Annotated in this window: 29 protein-coding genes; 17 read left to right on the forward strand and 12 right to left on the reverse strand. The window is 63.5% G+C overall.

Annotated elements, in window-relative coordinates; translation table 11 throughout:
* Positions 1-130 precede the first annotated feature (130 nt).
* Positions 131-1126 (forward strand): arsenic resistance protein, encoded by a 996-nt coding sequence (locus tag NGM68_RS03865; protein ID WP_252700334.1) that lies wholly within the window; start codon positions 131-133, stop codon positions 1124-1126.
* A 75-nt stretch (positions 1127-1201) separates the two neighbouring features.
* On the opposite strand, the gene NGM68_RS03870 is transcribed toward NGM68_RS03865, so the two are convergent.
* The gene (locus tag NGM68_RS03870) at positions 1202-2017 is read right to left on the reverse strand and encodes a BtpA/SgcQ family protein (RefSeq protein ID WP_252700335.1); all 816 of its coding nucleotides are present in this window, start codon (positions 2015-2017) and stop codon (positions 1202-1204) included.
* A gap of 233 nt (positions 2018-2250) precedes the next feature.
* Here NGM68_RS03870 and NGM68_RS03875 point away from each other — a divergent pair, with 233 nt between their 5' ends.
* Positions 2251-3342 (forward strand): NADH:flavin oxidoreductase/NADH oxidase, encoded by a 1092-nt coding sequence (locus NGM68_RS03875; protein WP_252700336.1) that lies wholly within the window; start codon positions 2251-2253, stop codon positions 3340-3342.
* 81 nt (positions 3343-3423) lie between these two features.
* Here NGM68_RS03875 and NGM68_RS03880 read toward each other — a convergent pair whose 3' ends face one another.
* The gene (locus NGM68_RS03880; RefSeq protein WP_252700337.1) at positions 3424-3987 is read right to left on the reverse strand and encodes a thioredoxin family protein; all 564 of its coding nucleotides are present in this window, start codon (positions 3985-3987) and stop codon (positions 3424-3426) included.
* Positions 3988-4377: 390 nt separating this feature from the next.
* Here NGM68_RS03880 and thrS point away from each other — a divergent pair, with 390 nt between their 5' ends.
* On the forward strand, positions 4378-6339 hold the full coding sequence (thrS, locus tag NGM68_RS03885; protein WP_252700338.1) for a threonine--tRNA ligase: 1962 nt from the start codon (positions 4378-4380) through the stop codon (positions 6337-6339).
* Between the two features lie 170 nt (positions 6340-6509).
* Positions 6510-7220 carry a phosphoribosyltransferase family protein gene (locus tag NGM68_RS03890; protein ID WP_252700339.1) on the forward strand — a complete coding sequence of 237 codons (711 nt, stop codon included), beginning with the start codon at positions 6510-6512 and terminating at the stop codon, positions 7218-7220.
* Positions 7221-7266: 46 nt separating this feature from the next.
* Here NGM68_RS03890 and cdd read toward each other — a convergent pair whose 3' ends face one another.
* Positions 7267-7659: a cytidine deaminase gene (gene cdd, locus NGM68_RS03895; RefSeq protein WP_252700340.1), complete on the reverse strand. Its 393-nt coding sequence runs from the start codon at positions 7657-7659 to the stop codon at positions 7267-7269.
* Positions 7660-7781: 122 nt separating this feature from the next.
* Between cdd and NGM68_RS03900 the strand changes: the two genes are divergently transcribed.
* Positions 7782-8132, forward strand: coding sequence for a winged helix-turn-helix domain-containing protein (locus NGM68_RS03900; RefSeq protein WP_252700341.1), 351 nt, complete (start codon positions 7782-7784; stop codon positions 8130-8132).
* 39 nt (positions 8133-8171) lie between these two features.
* On the opposite strand, the gene NGM68_RS03905 is transcribed toward NGM68_RS03900, so the two are convergent.
* Together NGM68_RS03905 and NGM68_RS03910 are read right to left on the reverse strand one after the other, a co-directional pair.
* Positions 8172-9560 (reverse strand): phosphohexomutase domain-containing protein, encoded by a 1389-nt coding sequence (locus NGM68_RS03905; RefSeq protein WP_252700342.1) that lies wholly within the window; start codon positions 9558-9560, stop codon positions 8172-8174.
* Positions 9561-9683: 123 nt separating this feature from the next.
* Positions 9684-10310, reverse strand: a complete 627-nt coding sequence (locus NGM68_RS03910; RefSeq protein ID WP_252700343.1) for a phosphoribosyltransferase — start codon at positions 10308-10310, stop codon at positions 9684-9686.
* A gap of 138 nt (positions 10311-10448) precedes the next feature.
* On the opposite strand from NGM68_RS03910, the gene NGM68_RS03915 reads away from it, so the two are divergent.
* The 5 genes from NGM68_RS03915 to NGM68_RS03935 all read left to right on the forward strand — a co-directional run bounded on the left by NGM68_RS03915 (position 10449) and on the right by NGM68_RS03935 (position 13681).
* Positions 10449-10895, forward strand: a complete 447-nt coding sequence (locus NGM68_RS03915) for a DUF5799 family protein (RefSeq protein WP_252700344.1) — start codon at positions 10449-10451, stop codon at positions 10893-10895.
* Positions 10896-11148: 253 nt separating this feature from the next.
* Positions 11149-11439: a DUF7545 family protein gene (locus NGM68_RS03920; RefSeq protein WP_252700345.1), complete on the forward strand. Its 291-nt coding sequence runs from the start codon at positions 11149-11151 to the stop codon at positions 11437-11439.
* 227 nt (positions 11440-11666) lie between these two features.
* On the forward strand, positions 11667-12251 hold the full coding sequence (locus NGM68_RS03925) for a biotin transporter BioY (protein WP_252700346.1): 585 nt from the start codon (positions 11667-11669) through the stop codon (positions 12249-12251).
* A gap of 4 nt (positions 12252-12255) precedes the next feature.
* Positions 12256-12966, forward strand: a complete 711-nt coding sequence (locus NGM68_RS03930; protein ID WP_252700347.1) for an energy-coupling factor ABC transporter ATP-binding protein — start codon at positions 12256-12258, stop codon at positions 12964-12966.
* Positions 12967-12976: 10 nt separating this feature from the next.
* Positions 12977-13681, forward strand: coding sequence for an energy-coupling factor transporter transmembrane component T family protein (locus NGM68_RS03935; protein ID WP_252700348.1), 705 nt, complete (start codon positions 12977-12979; stop codon positions 13679-13681).
* A gap of 19 nt (positions 13682-13700) precedes the next feature.
* On the opposite strand, the gene NGM68_RS03940 is transcribed toward NGM68_RS03935, so the two are convergent.
* The gene (locus tag NGM68_RS03940; protein WP_252700349.1) at positions 13701-14420 is read right to left on the reverse strand and encodes a lipoyl protein ligase domain-containing protein; all 720 of its coding nucleotides are present in this window, start codon (positions 14418-14420) and stop codon (positions 13701-13703) included.
* Positions 14421-14474: 54 nt separating this feature from the next.
* Here NGM68_RS03940 and NGM68_RS03945 point away from each other — a divergent pair, with 54 nt between their 5' ends.
* The gene (locus tag NGM68_RS03945) at positions 14475-15425 is read left to right on the forward strand and encodes a DUF8155 domain-containing protein (protein WP_252700350.1); all 951 of its coding nucleotides are present in this window, start codon (positions 14475-14477) and stop codon (positions 15423-15425) included.
* A 69-nt stretch (positions 15426-15494) separates the two neighbouring features.
* Here the strand turns inward: NGM68_RS03945 and NGM68_RS03950 are convergent, their stop codons facing one another.
* Entirely contained in the window at positions 15495-16937 is a 1443-nt protein-coding gene (locus tag NGM68_RS03950) for a serpin family protein (RefSeq protein ID WP_252700351.1), read from the reverse strand.
* 176 nt (positions 16938-17113) lie between these two features.
* On the opposite strand from NGM68_RS03950, the gene NGM68_RS03955 reads away from it, so the two are divergent.
* The gene (locus NGM68_RS03955; RefSeq protein WP_484549500.1) at positions 17114-17344 is read left to right on the forward strand and encodes a DUF8151 family protein; all 231 of its coding nucleotides are present in this window, start codon (positions 17114-17116) and stop codon (positions 17342-17344) included.
* 91 nt (positions 17345-17435) lie between these two features.
* On the opposite strand, the gene NGM68_RS03960 is transcribed toward NGM68_RS03955, so the two are convergent.
* Positions 17436-18545 carry an OBG GTPase family GTP-binding protein gene (locus tag NGM68_RS03960; protein WP_252700352.1) on the reverse strand — a complete coding sequence of 370 codons (1110 nt, stop codon included), beginning with the start codon at positions 18543-18545 and terminating at the stop codon, positions 17436-17438.
* Between the two features lie 173 nt (positions 18546-18718).
* Here NGM68_RS03960 and NGM68_RS03965 point away from each other — a divergent pair, with 173 nt between their 5' ends.
* A complete protein-coding gene (locus NGM68_RS03965; protein ID WP_252700353.1) occupies positions 18719-18922 on the forward strand; it encodes a VNG_1110C family protein in 204 nt (67 codons plus the stop codon).
* Between the two features lie 163 nt (positions 18923-19085).
* On the opposite strand, the gene NGM68_RS03970 is transcribed toward NGM68_RS03965, so the two are convergent.
* Both NGM68_RS03970 and NGM68_RS03975 read right to left on the reverse strand, forming a co-directional pair.
* A complete protein-coding gene (locus NGM68_RS03970; RefSeq protein WP_252700354.1) occupies positions 19086-19490 on the reverse strand; it encodes a DUF7344 domain-containing protein in 405 nt (134 codons plus the stop codon).
* A gap of 63 nt (positions 19491-19553) precedes the next feature.
* The gene (locus tag NGM68_RS03975; RefSeq protein ID WP_252700355.1) at positions 19554-20210 is read right to left on the reverse strand and encodes a helix-turn-helix domain-containing protein; all 657 of its coding nucleotides are present in this window, start codon (positions 20208-20210) and stop codon (positions 19554-19556) included.
* Positions 20211-20359: 149 nt separating this feature from the next.
* Between NGM68_RS03975 and NGM68_RS03980 the strand changes: the two genes are divergently transcribed.
* The 3 genes from NGM68_RS03980 (at position 20360) to NGM68_RS03990 (ending at position 21633) form a co-directional block, all read left to right on the forward strand.
* On the forward strand, positions 20360-20998 hold the full coding sequence (locus tag NGM68_RS03980; RefSeq protein WP_252700356.1) for a helix-turn-helix domain-containing protein: 639 nt from the start codon (positions 20360-20362) through the stop codon (positions 20996-20998).
* A gap of 126 nt (positions 20999-21124) precedes the next feature.
* Positions 21125-21451, forward strand: coding sequence for a HalOD1 output domain-containing protein (locus tag NGM68_RS03985; protein ID WP_252700357.1), 327 nt, complete (start codon positions 21125-21127; stop codon positions 21449-21451).
* The gene (locus tag NGM68_RS03990) at positions 21448-21633 is read left to right on the forward strand and encodes a hypothetical protein (protein ID WP_252700358.1); all 186 of its coding nucleotides are present in this window, start codon (positions 21448-21450) and stop codon (positions 21631-21633) included. Before NGM68_RS03985 ends, NGM68_RS03990 begins: the two co-directional genes overlap by 4 nt.
* 6 nt (positions 21634-21639) lie before the next feature.
* Here the strand turns inward: NGM68_RS03990 and NGM68_RS03995 are convergent, their stop codons facing one another.
* Positions 21640-22068 carry a DUF7539 family protein gene (locus NGM68_RS03995; protein ID WP_252700359.1) on the reverse strand — a complete coding sequence of 143 codons (429 nt, stop codon included), beginning with the start codon at positions 22066-22068 and terminating at the stop codon, positions 21640-21642.
* Between the two features lie 166 nt (positions 22069-22234).
* Between NGM68_RS03995 and NGM68_RS04000 the strand changes: the two genes are divergently transcribed.
* Complete coding sequence (locus NGM68_RS04000) at positions 22235-22612, forward strand: hypothetical protein (RefSeq protein WP_252700360.1); 378 nt, start codon at positions 22235-22237, stop codon at positions 22610-22612.
* A gap of 57 nt (positions 22613-22669) precedes the next feature.
* Here NGM68_RS04000 and NGM68_RS04005 read toward each other — a convergent pair whose 3' ends face one another.
* Positions 22670-24019: a tRNA(Ile)(2)-agmatinylcytidine synthase gene (locus tag NGM68_RS04005; protein ID WP_252700361.1), complete on the reverse strand. Its 1350-nt coding sequence runs from the start codon at positions 24017-24019 to the stop codon at positions 22670-22672.
* Positions 24020-24068: the final 49 nt, after the last annotated feature.

Consider the following 24068-nt stretch of genomic DNA (forward strand, 5'->3'; position numbering starts at 1 on the left):
TGTATCCCCTCTTGCTGCCGTCTGTCACCTCGAGCATCGTCTGTACGCCAGGTGGTGTCCGATCGGCCTGGATCTGTACCCTCGATTTCGTTTCCGTTCGTTTAATTGACGGTGACTCCTTCGAACGGCTGTGAACGTCATCGAGAAGTACCAGACGGTGGTCGTCGTGCTGGCGATCGTCGGTGGCGTTCTCGTCGGGCAGGTTACTGGCGTTCCCGGCCTCGCCGAACGACTCATCCTCCCGTTTCTGCTGGTCATGCTGGTCGGAGCGTTTCTCCAAATCCCGCTGGGCAACCTGCGAAAGGCGTTCAGGAATCGCCGCGTCGTCGGGCTGAGCCTCCTGGTCAACTTCGTCTGGAACCCGCTGTTCGCCGTCGTGCTCGGCTTCGTCTTTCTCCGCGAGCATCCGGCGCTGTGGGTCGGGCTGATTATGCTCATGGTGACGCCGTGCACCGACTGGTACCTCATCTTCACCGACATCGCCGACGGCGACGTCCCACTCGCGACGTCGTTGTTGCCGTACAACCTCGTCCTCCAGCTGGTTCTCCTGCCGGTGTATCTCTACCTGTTCGCCGGGGAACTCGTCACGCTGCCCGTCGAGACGTTGGTCGAAAGCGTCGTGCTCGTACTCGTCGTTCCGCTCGTCGTCGCTGCGATAGGTCGGGTAACCCTGCCGAAACTGATGGGGGAGACGTACTTCACGTCTACCCTCTTGCCGGCCCTCGGGCCGGTGCAGATACTCTTTCTCGCGCTCGCAATCGCGGCGATGTTCGCCTCACAGGGGGACGTCATCCTCGACAATCCCGGCGTATTGCTTCTCCTCGCGATCCCCGTGATCGCCTTCTACGCGATCAATTTTGCCCTCGGGATCGGCATTGGACGGCTCGCCGCGTTCAGCTACGAGGAGGTCGTCTGTTTCAACTGTACGATCCTCTCGCGCAACTCGCCGACGGCGCTCGCGATCGCGGTCGTTGCCTTTCCACACGAACCGCTCATCCCGCTGGCGCTGGTGATCGGGCCACTGCTCGAGTTGCCACTGCTCAGCGTCGTTTCGAACCTCCTCCTGGAACTACGGGAGCGAGAGCTATGGGGGCGAACGGAGGCGCTTTCGAGCGGGATGGAGTAGCGAGGGGATCGAACGCTGGTACGCCATTGACCTCCTCCCGCGCCTGAAGTCGCGGGTATGCGCTCGCACTATGTATCAGACCGCCTCGAGCAACGCCCGCACTTTCTCGCTCGAGACCCGATTCGTCGTCTCTCTCCCTTCTTTCAACGCCGTGCCGACGATAGCGCCGTCGGCACCGACATCGAAACAGTCGCCGATCGAGTCGGGGGTGACGCCGCTGCCGACGAACACCGGTACCTCCTGCTCGAGCGCGGCGACCGCCTCCACGACCCGTTCGACGTCCTCAAGCGGCGTCACCTGCCCCGTCCCGCTGCCGGAGACGATCAGGCCATCAGCCCGCCCGCGGGCAGTCGTCTCGATGGCGGTCTGCTCGAGCCCTGCCTCGCCGAGCGGCGTCGCGTGTTTGACGTGGACGTCGGCGAGGATAGCCACGTCGGCCTCGAGTCGGTCGCGGAGCCGAACGGTCTCGTGAGCGCGGCCTTCGACGATTCCCTGGTCGGTCGCGGCGGCCCCGACGTGGACGTTGACGCGGACGAACGACGCACCCGCGGCGGCGGCAATCGACAACGCGGCTTCGGCGTCGTTGCGGAGGACGTTGATCCCAACCGGGACGTCCACGGCGGCGGTCAGCGTCGTCGCCAGCGCGGTCATCTCGGTGACGGTGTGCGTCGGTACCTCGTCGGGAAAGAAGGGCGAATCACCGAAGTTCTCGACGACGATGCCGTCGACACCGCCGTCCTCGAGCGCCGCGGCGTCCTCGAGCATCCGCGTTCTGATCGCCTCGCGAGAGCCCTCGTAGTCGGGAGCGCCCGGGAGCGCCGGAAGATGTACCATGCCGAGGATCGGGCGATCGTTTCCGAACGTCTCGATGAGCGTGTCGGTGTCGTCCATACTCCTGATGCTTGTCGATACGGCATAAATCGCATCGATGTCCCGCTTCGCCGCTTCACTGCCTCCGATCCGTCCCGCTCGAGACGGCGGTATAGGGGAGGACGGATCTGTCGCTCAGCTCCTTCGTACTCGGCCCGAGGCTGTACGCCCGGTAACACCGTCACCGCCAGCGACTCCGGCAAACACGTCGGCCTCCGGGGTTGTTATTCCTCTCGAGACGAAAGCGTCGAGCGATGACGAACCTATTTTCCCCACTCACGCTGCGCGATCTCGAGGTGCCCAATCGGATCGCTGTCTCGCCGATGTGTCAGTACTCCTCGCCGACTGACGGACTGGCCCGGGAGTGGCATCGCGTCCACCTCGGGAGTCGAGCCGTTGGCGGGGCCGGGCTGGTGATGGCCGAGGCGACCGCCGTCGAGGCCAGGGGGCGCATCTCGACGCACGATCTGGGTATCTGGAGCGACGAGCACGCCGCCGCGCTCGAGCCGATCACCGAGTTCATCCGCGCGCAGGGTTCGGTGCCGGCGATCCAGCTCGCCCACGCCGGCCACAAAGCCAGCAAGAACCAGCCCTGGAAGGGGAACGTGCCCGTCCACCCCGACGAGGGAGGCTGGGAGGTGCTCTCCCCGTCGCCGGAAGCGTACCCCTTCGAGAACGAACCCCACGAGATGCGACGAGCGACCCAGGACGACATCGAGGCCGTGATCAAGGCCTTCCGCGAGAGTGCCGAACGATCGCTCGAGGCCGGATTCCAGGTCGCGGAGGTACACGCCGCCCACGGCTACCTCCTCCATCAGTTCCTCTCGCCGGTGACGAACCGCCGGAAGGACGACTACGGCGGGAGCTTCGAGAACCGCACCCGGATCGTGCGGGAGGCGACGGCTGCCGTCCGCGACGTCTGGCCCGAAGAGTGGCCGGTGTTCGTCCGGATCTCGGGTTCCGACTGGCTCGACGACCGGGAATCCTGGGATCTCGAGCAATCGAAGCGCCTCGCCCGCGACCTCGTCGACCTGGGGGTCGACCTGATCGACGTGAGCTCCGGCGGCATCCACCCCGACCAGCAGGGACCGACCGGGCCGAACTACCAGGTACCCCTCGCGGAGGGAATCGGCGACGCCGTCGGCGACGACATCGCCGTCGGTGCCGTCGGCGGCATCACCCAGCCAGAGCAAGCTGACGCCATCGTCCGGAACGACCGGGCCGACCTCGTGCTCGTCGCTCGAGAGTTCCTGCGTGACCCGTATTTCCCGCTTCGATGGGCCGACGATCTCGAGCTCGAGGGGCCCGAGTGGCCGGTACAGTACCGGCGTGCGGTGGGGAAGTAATCCCCCTCGATCCGACGGTAATGTTGTCTCCTGGTTCTCGAGCGTTCGATACCGACAGCCGTGGCGACAATCAGTTCCCGCTCACTCGCCGTCCCACTTGATCGAACAGCCCTGGGACGGCTTCCACTCGAGGTCGACGTCCTCGCCGGCGAGGACGGCGTCGATGGCCTCGCGAATGTGGAATCGCGTCGGCTCGTCGTCGGGGTTCAGGGCGTCGTCGAGGCGACCCTGGTAGACGAGGCGGAACTCCTCGTCGTCGCACTCGAACAGGAACGGGTCGGGCGTACAGACCGCACCGTAGGCCGTCGCCACCGCCTGGGTGGAATCGCGGAGGTAGGCGTCGTAGGAGATCGTTCCATCCTCGACGAGTTCCTGCATCGCCGAGAAGGAGTCCTCGGGGTACTCATCGGCGTCGTTCGGGTTGATGCCGACGACGGCGACGTCGTCGTACTCCGCCGCCAACTCGTTGAGCAGGTCGAACTTCGCCTTCGCGTACGGGCAGTGATTGCAGGTGAACACGACCAGCAGTGCCTCGTTGTCGGCGAACGACGAGAGCGTGTAGGTTTCACCGTCGACGCCCTCGAGTGCGAAACTGGGGGCGGCGTCGCCAGCCTCGAGTTCGGACTCGGACTCTTGTAGTACCATGCCGACCGCTACTGGACGTTTCCCCTTAAGCGGTGTGTTCTCGGCCAACGAGAGAGGCGGGCGGCCACTGTTGGACGGCGGCGACGTCACCGACTCGCGCACCATCACAACGTTTTTATCCCACTCGAGACTACCCCGAGTTACGATGGTAGGTGTCTGCTTTACAGGGCCGTCCGCCCGCTTTTAATCCCCACCTACCGCTTGCTGTGTCGGAACGAACCCGTCAGCGAGCGGTGTACGCGACGCCCGCGGGATCGACCGAGAGGCGCCGCTTCTCCACCGTTGATCCAGTCACACGAGGACACCACCCGAACGAATCCACCGACCGATAGCACGCGCCACAGACCGCACACACCACACAGACCGCACACACCGCACACACCAGATACAATGTCAGAACCCGACTCATCAGACGCAGAATCAGCACAGTCACCGATCGCCGTCGTCCTCCCGGACGGGTCCGAACTCGAGGTCGGCCCCGACGCCACCGTCGAGGACTGCGCCTACGCAATCGGCCCCGGCCTCGGCCGCGACACGATCGCCGGCAAACTCGACGGCGAACTCGTCGCTAAAGAGGAACCCGCCTATGATGGCGCGAAACTCGAGATCGTCACCGACCAGTCAAACGAGTACCTCGACGTCCTCCGACACTCCGCGGCCCACTGTCTCGCCCAGGCCGTCGAGCGCCACTTCGACGACGTAAAACTCGCTATCGGCCCGCCAACGGAGGAGGGCTTTTACTACGATTTCGACGATCTCGACGTCGACGAGAGTGACTTCGCGGCCCTCGAGGCTGAGATCGAGGCCATCATCGACGCCGACTACGAGATCGAACGCGAGGAGGTTTCGATCGAAGAAGCCGAGGAACGGCTGGCCGACGAACCCTACAAACTCGAGTTGCTCGAGGAGTTAGCCGAGGAGGGTGAGTCGGTCACCTTCTACAGCCAGGGTGAGTGGGAGGATCTTTGTGCCGGCCCACACGTCGACTCGACGGGCGAGATCGGCGTCGTCAAACTGCTCGAGATCGCCGGTGCCTACTGGCGCGGGGACGAGGAGAACCCGATGCAGACCCGGATTTACGGAACGGCGTTCGAGGACGAGAGCGACCTCGAGGCCTACCTCACGCGTCGCGAGGAGGCCAAAGAGCGCGACCACCGCAAGATCGGCAACGAGATGGATTTGTTCTCGATCCAGGACGTGACGGGGCCGGGGCTGCCGCTGTATCACCCGCCGGGGAAGACGATCCTCAAGGAACTCGAGGCGTTCGTCGAGGAGATCAACGAGGACGCGGGCTACGACTACGTCGAGACGCCTCACGTTTTCAAGACGAAGCTCTGGGAGCGATCGGGTCACTACGAGAACTACGCCGACGACATGTTCCTCTTCGAGGTGGGCGACGACGAGTTCGGCCTCAAGCCGATGAACTGTCCGGGCCACGCCGCCATCTTCCAGGATCACTCCTGGAGCTATCGCGACCTCCCGATCCGGTACGCCGAGAACGGCAAGGTCTACCGGAAGGAACAGCGCGGCGAACTCTCCGGGCTCTCCCGCGTCTGGGCGTTCACGATCGACGACGGCCACCTGTTCATCCGCCCCGACCAGATCGAACAGGAGGTCGAAGCGATCATGGACGCCATCGACGAGGTGCTCTCGACGTTCGACCTCGAGTACGAGGTCGCGCTCGCGACCCGGCCGGAGAAGTCGGTTGGCTCGGACGAGATCTGGGAGCGTGCGGAGTCACAACTCGAGAACGTTCTCGAGAAACGTAACGTCGACTACGACCTCGAGGCCGGTGACGGCGCGTTCTACGGACCGAAGATCGACTACGCCTTCAAAGACGCCATCGGGCGTAGCTGGGACGGGCCCACGGTGCAACTCGACTTCAACATGCCCGAACGCTTCGACCTCGACTACGTCGGGAAGGACAACGACGAGCACAAGCCGGTGATGATCCACCGGGCGCTGTACGGCAGCTACGAGCGCTTCTTCATGATGCTCATCGAGCACTACGAGGGGAACTTCCCGTTCTGGCTCGCCCCCGAGCAGGTACGCGTCCTCCCGATCTCGGACGCCAACCTCGGCTACGCCCACCGCGTCGCCAACGAGTTCGACGACTTCCGCATCGAGGTCGACCACCGCGACAGCACGCTCGAGCGCAAGATCCGGGCGGCTCACGACGATCGCGTCCCGTACCAGATCATCGTCGGTGACAACGAGGAGGAGGCGGGTACCATCTCGGTTCGCGACCGCTTCGAGGCCCAGGAGTACGACGTCTCGATCGACGAATTCAGCGCCCACCTTGAGGCCGAGCGCGACGAGAAACGCTCGGAACCGGATTTCCTGGCCGACTGAGTGGTGTCCCTGCTCGAGCACTACCACGTCTGATCGTTCGGTTCAGTATTCTCACGGTGGCCGGGAGATGTACCCGCACTGATCTCACCCTCACGTTCCCACAAGTGTGATCAATCCTCGAGATAATTACATCGATGTATTCATAATTGTGCACTCGTGAGTATACCGGTATGAACCGAGCCGAAAAAGCCGCGCTCCAGCTCCGGGCGGTCGACGTGTTGTGTATGCTCAAGGAGACCCGAACGTACGACGAACTCGCCGAGCGAACGGGGCTGCCGGCAGGTGATCTCAACCGGTACGTTAACGGACACGTCCTCCCCGGTACTGACCGCGCTCACAAGATTGTCGAGGACGTCGGTCACGACGCGCTCGCGGCCGAACTCGAGGCGCGCATTCGGGTCGACGACGAGGGCTACGTCGACAACTCCGGCGCCGTCTTCGACCAGCCGTTCCTCGAACTCGTCGCCCCCGTCGTCGCCGAATCGTTCGACTTCGACCGTCCCGACGTCGTCCTGACGGCAGCAACCGACGGTATCACCCTCGCCGCCTCGCTCGCCAGCTACTACGGCACCCGGTGTGCCTACGCGAAAAAGCGCAAGGAGACGGCCGTCGAGGAGTTCATCGAAGCCCGCGAGCGCCTCGAGTCGGGGATCGAACTCACCTACTACCTGCCGGCGGCGGCCATCGACGAGGACGACTGCGTACTCGTCGTCGACGACCTGATCCGGTCGGGGGAAACCCAGGAACTGCTGCTCGACATCGTCGACGCCGCCGGGGCCGACATTGCGGGGGTCTTTGCGCTCATCGCGGCTGGTTCGGACGGGATCGACCGGGCACAGGCGCGAACCGACGCGCCGGTCGGCTCGTTGACGACGGTCTGAGTGCACCTCGAGACGGTTCTCGCAACCGATTCTCCGTCTCGAGTGGTCACTTGAGCATTTCTTCGGTAATCGTATTCGGCAGGAGTTCCCCGAGTGTGTACTCCCTGGGGGGATCGTCGTCGCCTTCGTCACAGAGAATCACGAGGTCGTCGTTCGCGAACTCCACCAGCGTCTGGCGACACATACCACAGGGTGTGACGCCGTCCCGGCGTCCCGAACTCACGGCGAGTCGGGTGAACTCCCGGTGACCGTTCTTGACCGCCTCGGCGATGGCGACTTCCTCGGCGTGGAGGCTGTTGCTGTAGTTGGCGTTCTCGAGGTTACAGCCGACGAAGACTTCGCCGTCGGCGGTCTCGAGGGCGGCCCCGACCCGGTACTCAGAGTAAGGGACGTGGGCTCGCGATTGGATCTCACGAGCGGCATCGATCAGCGCGTCCATGGCTCGAGATTGGCCGGAGGCGACAAAGGGTTCCCGGTGTCTGGATCGAGGGCGGTAAACCCATTCCCAGTGAGTGGGAGTGAGTACCGGGGTGTATGATACTGTGTAGACAAGTGTTTGCTATGAGCCACTCAACCATCCAGCACCACCCGTGTGGTATCAGCGACGGGGAGGACGGGTGCAAACCCGAGCAGATAATCACACTCCTCGCCGAGAACACCGCCCGCCAGCTATTTCTCCACGCGGACGGTCCGACGACCGTCCAGGAGTTCTGTGACGAACTCGACGTGGCGATGACGACTGCCTACCGAACCGTCGAACGACTCGAGGATGCAGGACTATTGAAACGACAGCCACCAACCGCCTCACCACAGACGTACGTCAGAGCGAGCGAACACGTCACAATTACGTACGAAAATCCGGTACGGATCTCGTGCGTGAAAGGCGGCGTTCCGGTGTACTGTGAGCTCTGAGCGGAATTTTGGAACTGGTCACGCTCACACGCACACCCACTAAGCGTCAATATTTCGTTGAATCACTGCCTTCGCGTCGGCAACCAGCGCATCAACGTCGTCGCTCTCGGCGTAGAGTCGGACGTAGGGTTCGGTGCCGCTCGGGCGGACGAGAATCCAGGCGCTATCGGGGAACTCGAGTCGGATCCCGTAATCCGTGTCGACCGTCGCCTCCTCGAACGCCGCCGGTAGCGCCGTCTCGAGGGCGGCCATCGCGGACTCCTTTGCGTCTTCCGGGCAGTCGATCGAGACCTTTCGGTACGGCCGCTCTGAAACGGGTTCGCGGAGGCTGTCGAGCGATCCGGCCTCGAGCGTGAGTGCACTGATTACCGCGGCGCTGGTTACGCCGTCGATCCAGCCGCCGAAGGCGGTGTGGATGTGTTTCCAGGGTTCAGCGGCGAAGACGACTTCCGTCCCCGTCCGGTCGTCGTCGCCATCGGAATCAGTACCGTCGGCCGCCTCGACGCGATCGATCCCCTCGTGGAGGGCCCCCAGTCGAACCCGCTCGACGCGGCCGCCAGCCTCGCGAACGAGTTCGTCGATGCGGGCGGAGGCGTTCGGCGTCGTCACCACGACCGGGTCGTCGACGCTCGCCGTCCCGACGTAGTGGGCGGCGACGAGGGCCAGAATCGTGTCCTCGTGGACGACCTCGCCGGACGGCTCGAGGACGACCAGTCGATCCGCATCGCCGTCGTGCGCGAGACCGAGGTCGAACTCCCCAGCAGCGAGAAACGACGAAAAGTCGGTCAGCGTCTCCGCGGTCGGTTTGCTCGGTCGACCCGGGAAGTGGCCGTCGACGGTGGCGTTGATCGTGACGACGTCGGCTCCGAGGCGCCCGAGCACCTGTGGCGTCGCCAGCGATCCGACGCCGTTCCCGCAGTCGACGGCGACGTTGAGTCCCTCGAGGGGGCGCTCCTCCTCACCGAACCGGCTACGGACGTACGCGGCGACGGCACCCTGGTAGTTGTCGAGGACGTCGCTGCGCCGGGACGAGCCCCACTCGTCCCAAGAGGCTTGCACTGGGTTGTCCACGAGTTCCTCGACCATCTCCTCGGCTTCGCGATCGTACTCGACGCCGTCGACGAACAGCTTGATCCCGTTGTCCGCGGGCGGATTGTGGCTCGCGGTGACCATCACGCCACGTCGGCCCTGGGAGGCGAAGGCGAGTCCCGGAGTCGGCACCTGTCCGACCCGTTCGACGTCTGCGCCGGCGCTCTCGAGGCCGGCCTCGAGGGCAGCGGTGAGAGCTTCCCCGGTCTCGCGGCCGTCCCGACCGAGGACGAACGTCTCGCCTGGCGAGCCAGCTGCCTGTCCGACCGCGAGCGCGAGTGCGGGCGTTATCGCCTCGGCGACCGGCCCGCGGATCCCGGCGGTTCCAAACAAGGTCATGGGGGTGTGTTGCTCGAGGAGCTACTTATCGACACCGTCTCCGTCACTCGGGGATCTGGTTCGCAGTCGGTTAGCACTGTGATGGCGTCGTTCACGTCCGGGAATCGGAATCGAGTCGGTCCTCTACGGCCGATCCAGATACGTCATCGCTTCCTCGTCGCTCACCTGGCCGAAGTCCCGGTAGAACTGTCCGACCGCCTGGAACCAGCGCGGCGTCTGCAACGCGAACACCTCGTCGGCTTCGGTCTCGAGGCGCGATACCGAGTCGGGCGAGCCGACGGGAACGGCGAGCATCACGAACTCGCAGTCGGCCGCCCGCACCTGTCGCAGGCAGGCGATGGCCGTCGCCCCGGTCGCCACGCCGTCGTCGACGATGACGACGCGCTTTCCCTCGAGATCCGGGAGGTCGTCGCCGTCCCGATAGCGGGCGGCTTTGGTCGCGGCGTTCTCGGCTTCCCGCTCTCGCGTGTCTTCGATGATCGCGTCATCGACGTTGAGGTGTGCGATGACCGACTCGTTCAGCCAGACGGAGCCATCGCTCGCGACCGCGCCGAGGGCGAGTTCGGGGTTCGACGGCGCACCCAGCTTGCGCGCCACGACGACGTCGAGGTCGGCCTCGAGCGCATCGGCGACCGGTCGAGCGATGGGGAGTGCACCCCGCGGAATTCCGAGGACGACGTCGGCCTCGATCCCCCGTTCTACCAGCGCGTCGGCCAGTTGGTTCCCGGCGTCGGTTCTGTCGTCGAACATGGAGTCTCGAGCATTCTACCACGTCGTTCCATTTGATCGTTGGCCACGCAGCCGATGGCCGTGGAGCCGATGGGACAAAGCCGCTGTGGCTCTGTCGGCGAGGGAAACGCTGATACGAGCACCGGACAATGATCGGCTATGGGAACAGAGTGGACGGATCGGATCGTCGGCGAGCGAATGACCGTCGATCGGGAGTTCTCGACGCGGATCCAGAGCTCCCGCTTTACGAGCCAGGAGTGGAGCCTGATCATGACCGCGACGGAGTTCGAGATCGAGAACCCCGACGACCCCGAGGCGGCCCGGATCGTCGCCAACACCGAGAAGGTCGAACAGATTCTCCCCGAACTCGAGAACGTTCGCTCGCAGGTGGGCGCGATGGGCGGTGACCCTGGCGCTGGCTCGAGTTCGAGCGGTGGCATCGTCTCCTCGATCAAGGGTGCACTTGGCATGGGCGGTGGCGGTGGAAGCTACGACGAGGAACGCGAGGCCGCCGAGACGCTGACTCAGGAGTACGCCGACGAACTACAGTCCCAGCTCGAGTCGAAAGGTCGCTGGGAACAGGTTCGATCGCTAGCTGCCGAGTAACCCGGGACGTCAGAGGGATTATTGTCGTCACGCACCACCGATCGCCGAGTCCTGGTAGGCGATCGACGGTACATTGGTACATCGTTGCCTATCAGTCGTCAGCACGACACAACGCTTTCTCGAGTTCGGTCTGTGGCTTCCACGTGGTCGCCAGCAGTGTCGGAACAAACGCGGGCAATGGAGGCATGGCGCGATCCACCGGCCGGCGACGGAAGCCACAGCACCTTTAGGGCTGCCCCGCAACGAGGCAGTCATGGCAGACGACGTCGAGACCACGACCTTTTCGATCGAAACGGCAGACGGCGACACAGACGAGGTAACGCTTCCTTCGGGGCTAGTCGACCTGCTCGCCGAAGGTGACCAGACCCAGGCCGAGACCGTCGGCGACATCACGTTGTTGTCCTTCGCGAGCCGCGCCCACCACATCGTCCACCACGGCGAGGAGCCGAGCGAGGAACTCGAAGCCCAGGAAGCGCGTGCGATGGAGCTGTTCGAGGAGCGCTTCGGCGTCACTTTCGCGGAAGCGACGGGACATCACCACTAGCTCGATATTCGCGCTCGAACCGACTCGTGTCGACCGCTGACCAGTCGGTCGAGATCCCTTTTCCAGGCCGCGTGGCGATGCTCACGACGAGGCTGTACTGTCTGTGAGTTCGACCCCCTCTTCGAGTTCCGCTGTGGCTGAACCGGACGGGTATCACACGATGTGACCGAACAACACACGCGCTCGTAAACCGAACAGTTAAACACGGTTTACGAGACAGTCGAGGTATGGCGACATCCACCAACTCCGTCAACCTCGTCGACGGCGACGTCGCGCAGTCGTTCGCTCGAGCGGCCGTGCTCGCGGCGCTGATCAGCGCGACGGCGTACGTCTCGATCCCGATTCCGTTCTCACCCGTCCCGTTCACCCTGCAGGTGTTGTTCGTGTGCCTCGCCGGCCTCGCACTCGGCCCCGTCTGGGGCCCTGTGTCGATGCTCCTGTATGTCACCGCCGGCGCGGTCGGACTCCCGGTGTTCGCGAACGGCGCGGGCGGTCTCGGCGTCATCGCCGGTCCCACGGGTGGCTACCTCCTCTCCTATCCAATCGCGGCGTTTGTGATCGGACTCTTCGTCCACCGGGGGACGACGCTGCGCGATCCGGCTACAGTTTCGTTGCCGACGCTGGTCGTGAGCGTCGTCGCCGGACTCGTCCTCGTATACGGGATTGGCGTTCCCTGGTTCGGCTGGGTGCAGAACGTTGGGATGGCCGAGGCCGTCGTCGTAGCTATGGTACCCTACCTCCCGTTCGATCTGGTGAAACTCGCGGCAGCCATCGCTATCGTCCGTAGCGGTAGACTGTCGATCGGCAACTGAGCCGATGCTCGAGTTCCGATCGGTTTGCCACGAAATCGTCGGCGTCACCGTCCTCAAGGACGTCTCGCTCGAGATCGACGACGAGGCGTTCGTCGTCCTCGTCGGCGCAAACGGCAGCGGAAAAACCACCCTGTTGCGCCACTGCAACGGGCTGCTCGAGCCGACGTCCGGAGCGGTGCTGGTCGACGGCACCCCCGTCCATTACGACCTGGTCGCCGCCCGAACGGCCGTCGGGATGGTCTTTCAACACCCGCGCGATCAGTTCGTCGCGGCGACGATTGGCGAGGACATCGCCTTCGGCCCGGAAAACCTGGGCCTCGAGCGTGCCGAGATCGACGACCGCGTCACGGCGGCACTCGATGCCGTCCGGCTCGAGGGGCGGGAATCGGATCGTATCGACACCCTCTCCGGCGGCGAACAGTCCCGCGTGGCCATCGCCGGCGCGCTCGCGATGGAACCGACGCACCTCCTGCTCGACGAGCCGTTCACCGGCCTCGACGAGCCCGCTCGCCGGTCGGTGCTCGAGCGGCTGGAATCGCTCTCGCAGGCGGGGACGGGAATCGTCGTCGCGACGCACGATCTTCGGGACGTCGTCCCCCTGGCCGATCGGGTCGTCGGAATGCGCGACGGCCAGGTTGTGATCGACGATCGGCCAGAGGCAGCGCTCGAGGCGCTCGCGGAACTCGACGTCCGCGTTCCAACGGAGGTCGATTGAGGAGACTACCGTGCTCGCCTACGAACCCGACGACACGCTCGCCCATCGGCTGGATCCGCGATCGAAACTCGCCGTCCAGATCGGTTTCGCCGTCGCTGCCATCGTCCATCCGACCCCGCGAGCGCTCACCGTATTGACGCTGCTCGCACTGGCACTCCTGTGGTCGGCCCGCGTGTCGATCCAGCGAGCACTCGTCGCGTACCGATTCGCCTTTCCGCTCTTGCTCGCGGCTCCACTGGTCAGCGCGATCACCATCGGGAGTCCGTGGATCGATCCGCGGCAGGCGCTCGAGCCGGCGCTCGCGAGCTACCGGATCGTGTTGATTCTGCTCGTCAGCGCCGCCTACATTCGATCGACGCCGGTTCGTGCCTCGCGAGCGGCAATCCAGCGAACGTTTCCGGGGAAACCCGGGCAGCTCATCGGGATGGGCGTCGCGCTCGTGTTTCGATTTCTTCCGCTCCTCCGATCCGACCTGCGGACGATTCGAGATGCCTCCGCGGCCCGGCTCGGAACCGAACGCGGGCAGCTCGAGCGGGTAACCCATCTCGGAACCGTGGCGATCGAGCGAGCTTTTCGGCGGGCCGACCGGCTCTCCCTCGCCCTCCAGGCGCGCTGTTTCGCGTGGAACCCGACGCTGCCACCGCTGTCGTTCACGCGACTGGACGCGCCGGCACTCGCGCTGGCGGTTGTGTTGGTAGCATCGGCACTGTTGTGAGTGGACTCTGCCGGAAGGCTCAGGCCGAACTGATCTCCTCGTAAACCGGGTCGCCGTCGCCGACGAGGGCGTCCTCGAGACGCTTTCGAAGCCGATCGGGGTCGGCCGTCCCGCCACCGTTGGCAACGCTTCCGACCGACGTCGGATCGAAAGGGACGTCGAGCGCGTCGTAGACCTCTTCGAGGACGGCCGCGAGCTCGACCGCGGCGTCGACGATGATGATGCCCGAGACGAGCGCGCCATCGCTGCGGACGCGCTGGGCGATGCCGACGACCTTCCGGAGCGAGCCGTCCGCTGACGTGAGCGAAATCGAGTGCGCACCCGGACAGAACGAGTCCGCGGGTTCGCCCCGAACCGGCTCGAGACCCAGGCCCTCGAGCACCCCTTCGACGTCGTTCGTCAGTCGTTCGTAGCGCTCGTCGGTGCCTCGCCGGAAGTCCGCGACCGGTTCCGCGCGGACGAACGCCAGCGCGTTCGTCCCGTCGTAGGCGACCGCCCGGCCGCCGACGCTTCGTTCGACAGGGGGGAAGTCGTGTTCGCGCGCCCGGTTTCGGGCTCGTTCGTATCCCTCGAGTCGCGCGTCCCGACGGCCGAAGGCGATCTGGCGGTGGGGCGCCCAGACGCGGACGGCCCGCTCGCCGGCAGCGGCGAACTCGAGGAGACGCTCGCTCTCGACCCGGTCGACCTCGATGGTCGATGCGCGGCCACGGAGCACCCGGACGGACTCGGGGAGTTCCATAGCCGACACTGCGAGCCGAACTATCTAAACCCCGGCGACACCGACTCGAGGGTGATGACGCGGACGGTCACGCTGGGCCTCGACGTGCTCGAGCGATACACACGGTTTTCGCTCTACAACTCGCCGTACCCGGCTCACGACGACGGCTGTGCGATCGATCTCTATCCCGGTACCCTGCGGGATGGCCGGACGACCTGGGCACCCAGCCCCGTTTCAGGAACCGTCCTCGAGACCCGAACCGTTCGCGCGCCACCGAAACCGTACGCGCCCGAACACGACCACCTGATTCTCATCGAGTGTGATGACTCTGGCCCGCTCGAGGGGCTGGTGACTCGTGTCCTTCACGTCGACCCCATTGTCGAGGCAGGCATGACCGTCGAGGCCGGGGACTCCCTCGGTCGCCTCGTCCGAGCCGGCTTCTTCGCCCCCTGGGTCGACAACCACCTGCACGTCGGGTTTCGCACACCGGAGCAACACCTGCATCGGGCAACCGGCTCGCTGCCGATCGAGCTGGGGCTCGAAGTGACGCCACTCGAGTGGGACGGCACCGGAACGGTCGTCGAAACGGGCGAAACCTACGCGGTTCTCGACGCGCCGCGCCATCCCGACCCGGGTAACGGATTCGTCGGGATCGCTGCTGACTGCGGTAGCGTCTTGGACGGCGGGATTCCCCACTACGACGGCGGTGGTGTCCTCGGTCAGGACAGCGATCGGGATCGGGACAACGGCGACGGCGGGAGTCGACTCAACGGCGAGAGCGACGTTCGACTCAACGGCGACCGACTCGGCGTCAGCCAGGGACGGACGGTCACCTGGGACGACGTCACCGTCACCGTCGACGATACGCCGATCACCGGCCTCTCGTGTTTCTGCGCTCGAGACGACGGCTTCGGCGCGAAGCTCATCTGTCCGAATCGGCCCTTCGAGGTGGGGTCGGACGTACGGGTACGCGTCGAGCGGACTGGAAATGAAGATCTCGAGTCCAGAGATGGTGGTCTCGAGTGAGGGGCGTACATAGAGACTTCGAGTGAGTACCGTGTCCCGTGGGCTCGAGCCCACTGAGCACTGTTCGATTTACTCTTCTTGCAGCGTCTCCCCGTCGATCACACGCCCGACGAACAGCGGCGTCTCGGTCGGCCGATCACGGATGTAGAACAGGAACGGCCGGTCGACGACCATCTCGACGTGATCGGCTGGCGCGCTCTCGTCCATCGCGACTGCCGTCGCCGCCGCGGCTTCGGTACCCTCCTCGTCGACCTCGATGAAGCTCTGGTGGATGATCTCGCTGATCTCGAGCCCGCCGTCGCCGTCGATTCCGCTGAAATCCCCCGCGAGCGGCATCCCGAGGTCTGCCATGACGTCGAGCAGGCTGAACCGCGACTCGATGCCGAATTTCGGCATGGTGAGATCGACCTGAGGAACTGTCGTCGCTTCGAGCAGCGTCGCCAGCCGGTCGACGGAAAACGCTTCCTCGAAGTCCTCGAACTCGCCGTCGGCGGGGAGAATCACGATCATGCTGGTCTCCTGGTTGGCGTAGGGGAGCTCGACGAGCTGGTGCCCCTCGATTTCGGCGTACGGGAGCTCGGTCGACTGGTACATGAGCTCGAGTTCGGTTTCGGAGCCGTCGAGACCCGTGAACGTCCCGGGAGACGTATCGGCGGGATCGAAGTCGTGACGCCACGGCGCGAGGAAGTAGATGGCGTTGGTCAACACGAGCCTGGTGAGACTGGAGATGTCCCCCGGTTGCAACAAATCCTCGATCCGGTCGTTCGTCCGCTCCTCGACCCACGCGTTGATCGTCTCTCGGGCGGCGTCGGTATCCCCCGAAAAGTCCACGAGTTGCATCCCGGCTCCGTAGTATGCCTCGAGCAGGTCGAGGAACTCCTCGCGAAACCCGTACCCCTCCTGGCCCCACAGGGCGTTTCCGGTGGCGAGTTGGAACGCCGGCGTGTCGTCGTTTTCGTCATCGTCGGCACCGTACGGCGTCTCGACCGATTCGCCGTCTTCGTTTCGGCGGGCGAACTCCGCCTCGAGCGCACCGAAAGCGGCGTGGATGTCGTCGCCCTCGAGGCGGAATTGCAGGGCCTCGGCCATCGCTTCGGCGGTCTCCCCGCGGGCGCCGGCGTAGGTCATCGCCAAGGCGACGGAGACGCTGTACGGCGAGACGAAGAGGTTCTGGGTCGGTGCCTCCCCGCGGAGTTGTGCCAGCAGCGTCAGCGAAAAGTCGACGTTCCCCCTGATCTGGGTCGCCAGCGCGTCGTCGTCGATGTCGGGATCGGTCACGAAATCGAGCTGTGGAAACGCCGGGACGTCGTAGTCGTCGAAGCCGTTTCCGTCCGGTTCAGGCGGCGAGGTGTCATCGATCGAGTCGCTATCGCCGTTTCCAGTTCCCGTATCGTCGGTGGCTGGATCGTCCTCACCGCTCAGACAGCCAGCCATCCCGGCGACGAGCGCGCCGGTGAGCGCGAGGACGTGCCGGCGGTCAATCGGTGGTGACGCACGAGTCGGTGTCTCCATAGGTGAGACTCCGCAGGAACCGATAAACCCCTTTGGCAGACTGAAAGAACCATTTTACCGTCTGTGATGGTGTTACGTGCTGGCAATGTGCCGGCGTTCCCACGGTAGTACGCCCACACTGTGACCTCTTTACATCAACAGAAAGTGTTACGTCGCTCGAGGCGATAGAATACGTCGTGACTGCCGTAAACACTGACGTCCTCGTCGAGTTCGCGATACTTCTCATGTACACCATCATCGCGGGCATCCTCACGGCGATGGGTGCGGCTGCGGAGTACCTAAGCGTCCAGCAACTGGGTTCCGGGGAACTGGTCGCCGCTGTCTGGCTCGCTGCCCTCGGCGCGATTATGCTTTACGCGGGCATCTATGGAATCGGCTATCAGAAAGTACTCGTCCGTTTCGTCTAGACAACTGATGCTTTTCCGATGACTCGATGCTCTCGAGCGAGCGCTCAAATTCCGCGTTCGTTTGTTCACCAGTAGCGCGTGCGGTAGCGAACTACCGACGTAAAATCAGCTTGAGCACGTCTTCGTCCTCGAGCACGTGCTGGTCGCCGACCTGTTGCTGGTCGTGAGTGGCACTGGGCCCCGAAACGCGGGCGAACCGGAACCGCTCTTTCATCTCGCCGCCGAGTTTCTCGACGGCCTCCTCGATCGTCGACCCTGCCTGGATCACCAGCGGTTCCTCGTAATCGACACCGCGTCCCGGCTTGTCCATGTAGACCCGGATCAGGTCGAGGTTGTCCCACATCCGATCTTTCAGCGCCTCGAGCCCCTTCTCCTCTTCGGCGCTGATGAACGTCACCTCCTCGGGGTCGAGACCGCGCTCGCGTAGCTGTTCGTCGACGGTCTCCTTGTACTCGGGGGTGATCAGATCGACCTTGTTGACGCAGGTGATCGACGGGATGTACTCCCGGTTCTCCATGAGTCCGTCGATGAGCCGGTCGATGTCGACCTTCTCTCCCAGATTGAGGTCGGCGTTGACGTACCCCTGATCGCGCAGCACCTCCTTGATCGTGTCCTCGTCGAGATCCTGGTCGGCGCTCGAGGTGATCTTGATCCCGTCTTTGATCTTCGGGCGGACGGTTACCCGCGGCGGCTCTTTGTCGACCCGGATGTTGATGTCGTACAGCTCTTCCTGGAGGCGGTCGTACTGTTCGATTTCGAACACCGAGAGGACGAAGAGGATGAGGTCGGCGTTTCGGACGACCGAGAGCACCTGTTTGCCGTCGCCTTTGCCGATCGCTGCCCCTTCGATCAGCCCGGGGACGTCGAGCATCTGGATGTTCGCTCCGCGGTGTTTGCACATCCCCGGGTTCACGTCGAGCGTGGTAAACTCGTACTCGCCAGTTTCGCTTTCGGCGTTCGTCAGCGAGTTCAGCATCGACGACTTGCCGACGCTCGGAAAGCCGACGAGGGCAACTGTCGCATCGCCGGTTTTTTCGACGGAGTAGCCGGTTCCACCGCCGGCCGAGGACTGATTCTGGAGTTTCTCCTTTTTCTCCGCGAGTTTGGACTTTAGCCGGCCGACGTGGGCCTCTGTCGACTTGTTGTAGGGCGTATTGGCGATCTCTTCTTCGATTGCATCGATCTCCTCCTCGAGCCCCATTCTACCTAGAGTCACCCGGCCGTGGCGAAAAACCCTTTCGACCTCACGCGGCGGGGAGGGTCGAGTCACAGCGATTCGTTCCTCGAGAGTGATCCACTCGTTGGTACCGTTTGCAGGCTTACCGACACTTCGACACACATAAACGAGGGGCTTGTCATCCTCCGAGTGTACGCATGCCAGATCCGTCGAGTTTGCGTGATAGTACCCAGATCGTTCTCCCCCAGGAGGCTCTCAGGGGCCTCGAGGCGCAACTCGACGAGGAGTTCACGGTCACGATTTTCCCGGAGGGTGAGCACCATTGTCGGATCATCGGTAGCCCGGTCGAGATCAAACAGGCGAGTGACTTTCTGGCGCGGCAGGGCGTGAGCGTGCCGTAATCCGTCGTACCCAACTGACGGCCACACTATTCCCTGGTAGAAACGGTCGTTTTTCCTGGTAGAAAACAGTCGTTTCGACTTCGAGTACGAGGAGGAATCGAACTCGAGTCTGTCTCGAGTCAGTGACGGAACGCCGTTCGAGAGTAAATCGTCGGGGGAAATTTCACTTGTGCTCGTGCCCGTTATAGTGCTCGTCGCCTTCGTGCGGGGCAATCACCGTTAACAGTTCCTGCCCCAGTTCTCCGGTCACGTCTCGAACCCGGTTCGTTTCGGAATCGTACGCGACCAACCCGGAGTCTTCCAGTTTCGGTAGATGGATATGGTGGAGTGCCGTGTGGACACGTCGTCGATCGGCGTCGGTTGGGGGTTCCCCATCTAACGTATGTTCGGCAACGACGTTTGCGAGTTCGGAAACCGCCATGGCTTGCTCGTCTGCGTCGTTCAGTAACCGAAGAATCGCCCGTCGCTGGTCGTTAGCTACCGCGAGGAGCACTGCTTCGGGAGTGGGTGCGCCCTCGCTTTCAAGAGTCTTGCTCGTCGAAGACGCATCACTCGTCGTGTGATCCATATCCACCTAGTCTGGTGCAAGCCCCCTGAGGGCATCGCATGGTGGATAAGGGTGACGGCCGTGTTAGTCCTCCGTCTTGGGAGGGATGATTGTGTAGGAAACGAGGGCGACAATCGCTCGGCGGAGTCGTTCCGTCACGGCTTGATCGGAAATCTCGAGTTCGTCCGCGAGTTCCTTCGTCGTACAGCCTCTGGGAATGTCGTAGTAGCCGTTCTGGACGGCGAGCGTAATCGCTTCGCGCTGGGGCTTGCTCAAACTGTACCACGGGCCAGCGTCGGGTTTCGTCGGGTTATACACCCGCGTGGCCTCCAACGAGACCTGTGCGTCTTCACAGTGTGACGTAAACTCGCTGAGTGCATCGTGGTTGGGAAATCGCAATTCGAACTCCCAGACGTCGGGAGTGCCGATGGCACTCAGGAGCTGACCATCCGTCTCTCTGATCGCTCGAAAGACGTGGTCGTGGTTCGCATCCCAATCGAGGGTAAAGAGCGCTCGATCCTCGAATACGTCCACTTCCGACGCGTCGTTGACTGCCGGATGCCGCTGGACGTTCTCGAGAAACGAGTGGCGCGTGGTGTTGTGAATCCAGAACAGCGGAACGGTGGCTTCGCCGATCGGAACGAGCGTTTCGAGTTCGATGGAGGTGACCCCTTCCACGTGAAGGATCCGTCCAAGTTCGAAGTCAGCAGATGGAATCTGGAATTCGACGATTACGCTCATTACTTCCCTGTCACAGTCGTTGGGTATGCCCATACAAAACCGGGTGGCATGATACACCAAGCTATCTTATTTGACGACGCGGAATACCACAATCGAACCATGGCACACCACCCACGTGGACTATCGACTGTCATGTCGAACTGGTCTGTATGGCTACCGTGATGGAGTTTACGAGTCCGGCGGACGAGTTCCCGCTGGGGACGGTCTTCGAAAACCTACCGGCGGTATCGGTCGAACTGGAACGACTCATCCCACACGAGACCTTAATCATCCCGTACTTCTGGGTGCGCGGCGCGGAGGCCGAGGATATCGAAGCCGCGTTCGAAGCACACGCCGGGGTGATCAACATCGAACTCATCGACAGCGTCGACGACGAGTATCTCCTGCGTGCGGAGTGGGAGGAGACGTATTTTGGCCTTCTGAGTGCCCTCGCCAGCGCTAACATCGCCGTCCTTTCCGGGGTCGGGACGAACGACGGCTGGCGGTTCGAGGTTCGCGGGGAGAATCGCGAGGCGGTCAGCGAGTTTCGAACGATCTGTCAGAACCACGATATTCCTATCGAGATCACTGCCGTACACGAGTTGCTCCCAGTTCAGGGCGATGGGTACGAACTGACTGAGACCCAGCGAGAAGCGCTGGTGTTGGCCTACGAACGTGGGTACTTCGATTCACCACGCGAGGCGTCACTCGAGGAAGTCGCTACGGAACTCGGCATCACCCAGCAGTCGCTGTCGTCCCGACTCAGACGTGGGCACAGACGGCTCATCGCCGGGACGCTCATCCGCTGATGAGCAACTCCAGTCACGGCCACTGGCTGTATTAATACCTCCTGTATAATCAGTACTGCTTTTAACACGCGTCAAACCGTTAGGATAGGGTAGAACAGAATGATTGCCACACAGTCGGGTGTCGAGTTGGAGTCGCTCGAGTATCAGCAGGACTCGAAGACGTATCGGGCCCAGTACGACCAGGACACGACAACCGCCAGTATGGCTGTCGTCGCGACAGTGACGAACGCCCTGGGGGTGGATCCGCTCGAACTGAATCCGCTTCACGACATCATCGACACTGATGCAGTAAATGAGTTGCTACGGGATCGAAACCTGCCGAACGGGTTCGTCCACCTCTCGTTTAGGTTCGCAGGGTGCGATATCTCGGTCTCAGGCGACGGCGTCGTGACAGCCACCCCTTCCGAACTGGACGGGGGCGCCAACGTGGACACAGGGGCCACACACGTATGACCACTACCGAGGACGCGCTCTCGTCCGACGAAGACTTCCAGGCAGAACTGCAAGCGCTCTTGCTTCGGGCGTACACCGCTGACATAGATCTCGAGGGCGGGTGGGACTGTCGAAACGGCGACGGTCATCCGGACTGGGACGTGATCGTCACCGAAGTTCGCAAACCCGACGAACAGGAGTAGTCGGGTTCAGTCCTGGATTCGACCGAGAAATGCCTCGAGGTAGTCCTCGATGCGGGTTGCGACGCGTTCGCTGTATTCCCAGAGCGCGGCGTTGAGTCGCTCTTCGGTTTCATCGTCGAGCCCCGTTCCGCCCTGGAGAACTGAGTCGGCGGTAATCTGTGGGTGGTACACACAGACGACCCCAAGTGGCATGTCCGAATCGGTGACACCGGCCGTGTGAATGCCGTACCGGTCGGTTCCCCAGACGCCGTCGCCGCCCTGTCGTTCCAGTGCTGAGTCGAGTGCGTCGAGACGCTGCACGTCGTCGTCGGTGAGAATTGATTCGTCCCCCTCGAACAGTTCATTGTATGCCGCCGTTCGAGCCCTGTTCGTCCATTCATCCAGGTGCGATTGTGCTCGTACGACCAGTTGTCGGTCGTCTGCGTCCGTAGCCATAGTCTCCTGACGACGAGCAGGTCAATAACCTTTGGAGGCCGGTTCGGGCTGTTTCGCTGTCTTCCAGCCGACGAGCCGTCTTCCAGGAATGCGTTCGTTTTTTCCAAACTACGCCCATTCGAGCGCCGACCACAGCGTTAACCCGTTCACCCACGTGTGTGTGAGTATGGCAGACACGAAAAAGGGGCGAGAGAAGCAAGCTCATGACGCGGAAAAACGGCAACGAGAGCGGGAAGTGTCGGAAGCGCGTGACCGCGCTGACGAAGCCGAACCGTCGCGTGAGGAACGAATCGAGTGGGACGATCTCGACGAATCCGGCGAAACCGCACCCGAGTGTCACCGCCGCGGGTGTGCCGAACTGGCGGCGTTCGTGGTCGTCGAACGGTACCAGGAGGAGACCGGTCACGGTGCCGTCGAAGCAACGGCCGTCCTGTGTCGAGAACACACCGCCGAGGAGAGTCCCGTGAATCTCGACGGGGCCTACGAGGACTACGTGTTTCGCGTACAACCGCTGGACGGGGCTGTCGAGACGGAGACAACGTAGCTCGACGGCAAGTGACGACTCCGCTCCAGTTGGCCCACGCCCGGGCAGGACGAACTGCTAGCGTTCGGGGTGGGTCGGCCCGTCGAATCCCCCGCGAACCAGGGGTTTCGCGATGTGGCGGCGGGCACACGGCGGCACCTCGTACCAGCCGATCTCGAGGTCACGCTCGAGCCGACGGTCGACCTTCTCCTCGGCGCTGGTTCCACAGTCTCGACAGCGATAGCCCTGATTCCGGCCAGCGCTTTTCATGCGACGGCCACACGACGAACAGGTGGGAGTCACCCGCTCCGTACGGACGAGGTCGCGAACGGCGAATTTCTCGAGTTTGAGCGTCCCTCCCGATACCTCCCCACAGGCGGTGATCCGATCACCGACGTGCAGCGACCGGACGCGGTCGCGAAACCGTTTGGTGGGCTCGAAGGCGGCACACGTGAGTCGGGGGCTCGTTCCGGTAGCCGTCTCGTCAATTGGGGTGTTCGAGCCCTTGGCTCCGTCCCCAACGGCCGGTGGCTCGCCCGCAAGCTCGAAAAAGACGTGGCCGCCGCGACGGGTTGCCGGTTCGCTGGCGACCCACCCCTCGAGTCGGTAGGCGCGGCCGTCGATGGGTTCCGACGCAAATCGTAGCGAGCCGTGGTTGCGCAGATGGACGTCGGTACCCTGGTTCGTCACGAACAGCTGTCGTCCGTCGACCGGTTCGCTTTCGATCGTGTTGGCCACCGTCCGAACGACCTCGGGGTCGTCGCCGCGGATGCCGTGTAAAATCGGCCCGGGCGTGTGTGGCACGCAGACGGTCTCTCCCTCGCCACGGTCGATTGTATCCCAGACCGTCGGATAGCCGCGATCGGCCGCCGTGAAGACGCTCTCCTCGTCGACGGCTCGAGGGGTGCCCCACCGCGCTGGCTCGCGATAGGAGATGTACTCGTAGGTCCAATCCTCGAGCGCGGCCCAGGCACCGATGGCCGCGAGCGCGCCGATGCGGCCGCGGCCGTTTCCGAGCCCCCAGTGGCGGTACCCGCTGTCGGTCGCGACGGTGACGGCGTCCTCGATCGTCAACTGCTCGCGGATGGCGTCCATAGCGAACGACCGAACCCGATCGGGTACTGCGTCGGGGTCGTGATCGGCGACGACGAGTCCTGGATTCGTCCGCTCGTCGGCGGTTTCCGATCGCTTCTCGAGGACGTCTCTTGCCACCGAAAACGCCACGTCGGGATCGTCCTCGATGTGGATCGCCAGGGCGGCGTTCCCTCGCGTCTTGTACCGGACGGCCGGATTGAGCCGGACGAGTACCAGTCGGTCGACGGTGACGTCGTCTCGTTCGCTGAGCGCGGCGGCGATCTCTGTCGCGACGTAGGTCGTACACATCCCGCGCTCGCGGGAATCCGTATCGTCCAGCCCGACGACGGTCATCGGTGGAGGTAGCGGGGCGATCGGTTAACCGGTTTCGTCTCGTCGGACG

Source organism: Natronosalvus vescus (genome assembly GCF_023973145.1).
Taxonomy (GTDB): Archaea; Halobacteriota; Halobacteria; order Halobacteriales; family Natrialbaceae; genus Natronosalvus; species Natronosalvus vescus.

What these genes read in the sequence shown, in the direction of transcription:
- NGM68_RS03910 (WP_252700343.1), bottom strand. Translation starts at nt 10,310, where the DNA reads ATGTTCGACGACAGAACCGACGCCGGGAACCAACTGGCCGACGCGCTG.
- NGM68_RS03940 (WP_252700349.1), bottom strand. Translation starts at nt 14,420, where the DNA reads ATGGAACTCCCCGAGTCCGTCCGGGTGCTCCGTGGCCGCGCATCGACC.
- NGM68_RS03970 (WP_252700354.1), bottom strand. Translation starts at nt 19,490, where the DNA reads ATGGATCACACGACGAGTGATGCGTCTTCGACGAGCAAGACTCTTGAA.
- NGM68_RS03980 (WP_252700356.1), top strand. Translation starts at nt 20,360, where the DNA reads ATGGCTACCGTGATGGAGTTTACGAGTCCGGCGGACGAGTTCCCGCTG.
- cdd (WP_252700340.1), bottom strand. Translation starts at nt 7,659, where the DNA reads ATGGACGCGCTGATCGATGCCGCTCGTGAGATCCAATCGCGAGCCCAC.
- NGM68_RS03920 (WP_252700345.1), top strand. Translation starts at nt 11,149, where the DNA reads ATGGCAGACGACGTCGAGACCACGACCTTTTCGATCGAAACGGCAGAC.
- NGM68_RS03925 (WP_252700346.1), top strand. Translation starts at nt 11,667, where the DNA reads ATGGCGACATCCACCAACTCCGTCAACCTCGTCGACGGCGACGTCGCG.
- NGM68_RS03990 (WP_252700358.1), top strand. Translation starts at nt 21,448, where the DNA reads ATGACCACTACCGAGGACGCGCTCTCGTCCGACGAAGACTTCCAGGCA.
- NGM68_RS03965 (WP_252700353.1), top strand. Translation starts at nt 18,719, where the DNA reads ATGCCAGATCCGTCGAGTTTGCGTGATAGTACCCAGATCGTTCTCCCC.
- NGM68_RS03900 (WP_252700341.1), top strand. Translation starts at nt 7,782, where the DNA reads ATGAGCCACTCAACCATCCAGCACCACCCGTGTGGTATCAGCGACGGG.
- NGM68_RS04000 (WP_252700360.1), top strand. Translation starts at nt 22,235, where the DNA reads ATGGCAGACACGAAAAAGGGGCGAGAGAAGCAAGCTCATGACGCGGAA.
- NGM68_RS03975 (WP_252700355.1), bottom strand. Translation starts at nt 20,210, where the DNA reads ATGAGCGTAATCGTCGAATTCCAGATTCCATCTGCTGACTTCGAACTT.
- NGM68_RS03950 (WP_252700351.1), bottom strand. Translation starts at nt 16,937, where the DNA reads ATGGAGACACCGACTCGTGCGTCACCACCGATTGACCGCCGGCACGTC.
- NGM68_RS03890 (WP_252700339.1), top strand. Translation starts at nt 6,510, where the DNA reads ATGAACCGAGCCGAAAAAGCCGCGCTCCAGCTCCGGGCGGTCGACGTG.
- thrS (WP_252700338.1), top strand. Translation starts at nt 4,378, where the DNA reads ATGTCAGAACCCGACTCATCAGACGCAGAATCAGCACAGTCACCGATC.
- NGM68_RS03960 (WP_252700352.1), bottom strand. Translation starts at nt 18,545, where the DNA reads ATGGGGCTCGAGGAGGAGATCGATGCAATCGAAGAAGAGATCGCCAAT.
- NGM68_RS03875 (WP_252700336.1), top strand. Translation starts at nt 2,251, where the DNA reads ATGACGAACCTATTTTCCCCACTCACGCTGCGCGATCTCGAGGTGCCC.
- NGM68_RS03880 (WP_252700337.1), bottom strand. Translation starts at nt 3,987, where the DNA reads ATGGTACTACAAGAGTCCGAGTCCGAACTCGAGGCTGGCGACGCCGCC.
- NGM68_RS03930 (WP_252700347.1), top strand. Translation starts at nt 12,256, where the DNA reads ATGCTCGAGTTCCGATCGGTTTGCCACGAAATCGTCGGCGTCACCGTC.
- NGM68_RS03915 (WP_252700344.1), top strand. Translation starts at nt 10,449, where the DNA reads ATGGGAACAGAGTGGACGGATCGGATCGTCGGCGAGCGAATGACCGTC.
- NGM68_RS03905 (WP_252700342.1), bottom strand. Translation starts at nt 9,560, where the DNA reads ATGACCTTGTTTGGAACCGCCGGGATCCGCGGGCCGGTCGCCGAGGCG.
- NGM68_RS04005 (WP_252700361.1), bottom strand. Translation starts at nt 24,019, where the DNA reads ATGACCGTCGTCGGGCTGGACGATACGGATTCCCGCGAGCGCGGGATG.
- NGM68_RS03945 (WP_252700350.1), top strand. Translation starts at nt 14,475, where the DNA reads ATGACGCGGACGGTCACGCTGGGCCTCGACGTGCTCGAGCGATACACA.
- NGM68_RS03995 (WP_252700359.1), bottom strand. Translation starts at nt 22,068, where the DNA reads ATGGCTACGGACGCAGACGACCGACAACTGGTCGTACGAGCACAATCG.
- NGM68_RS03870 (WP_252700335.1), bottom strand. Translation starts at nt 2,017, where the DNA reads ATGGACGACACCGACACGCTCATCGAGACGTTCGGAAACGATCGCCCG.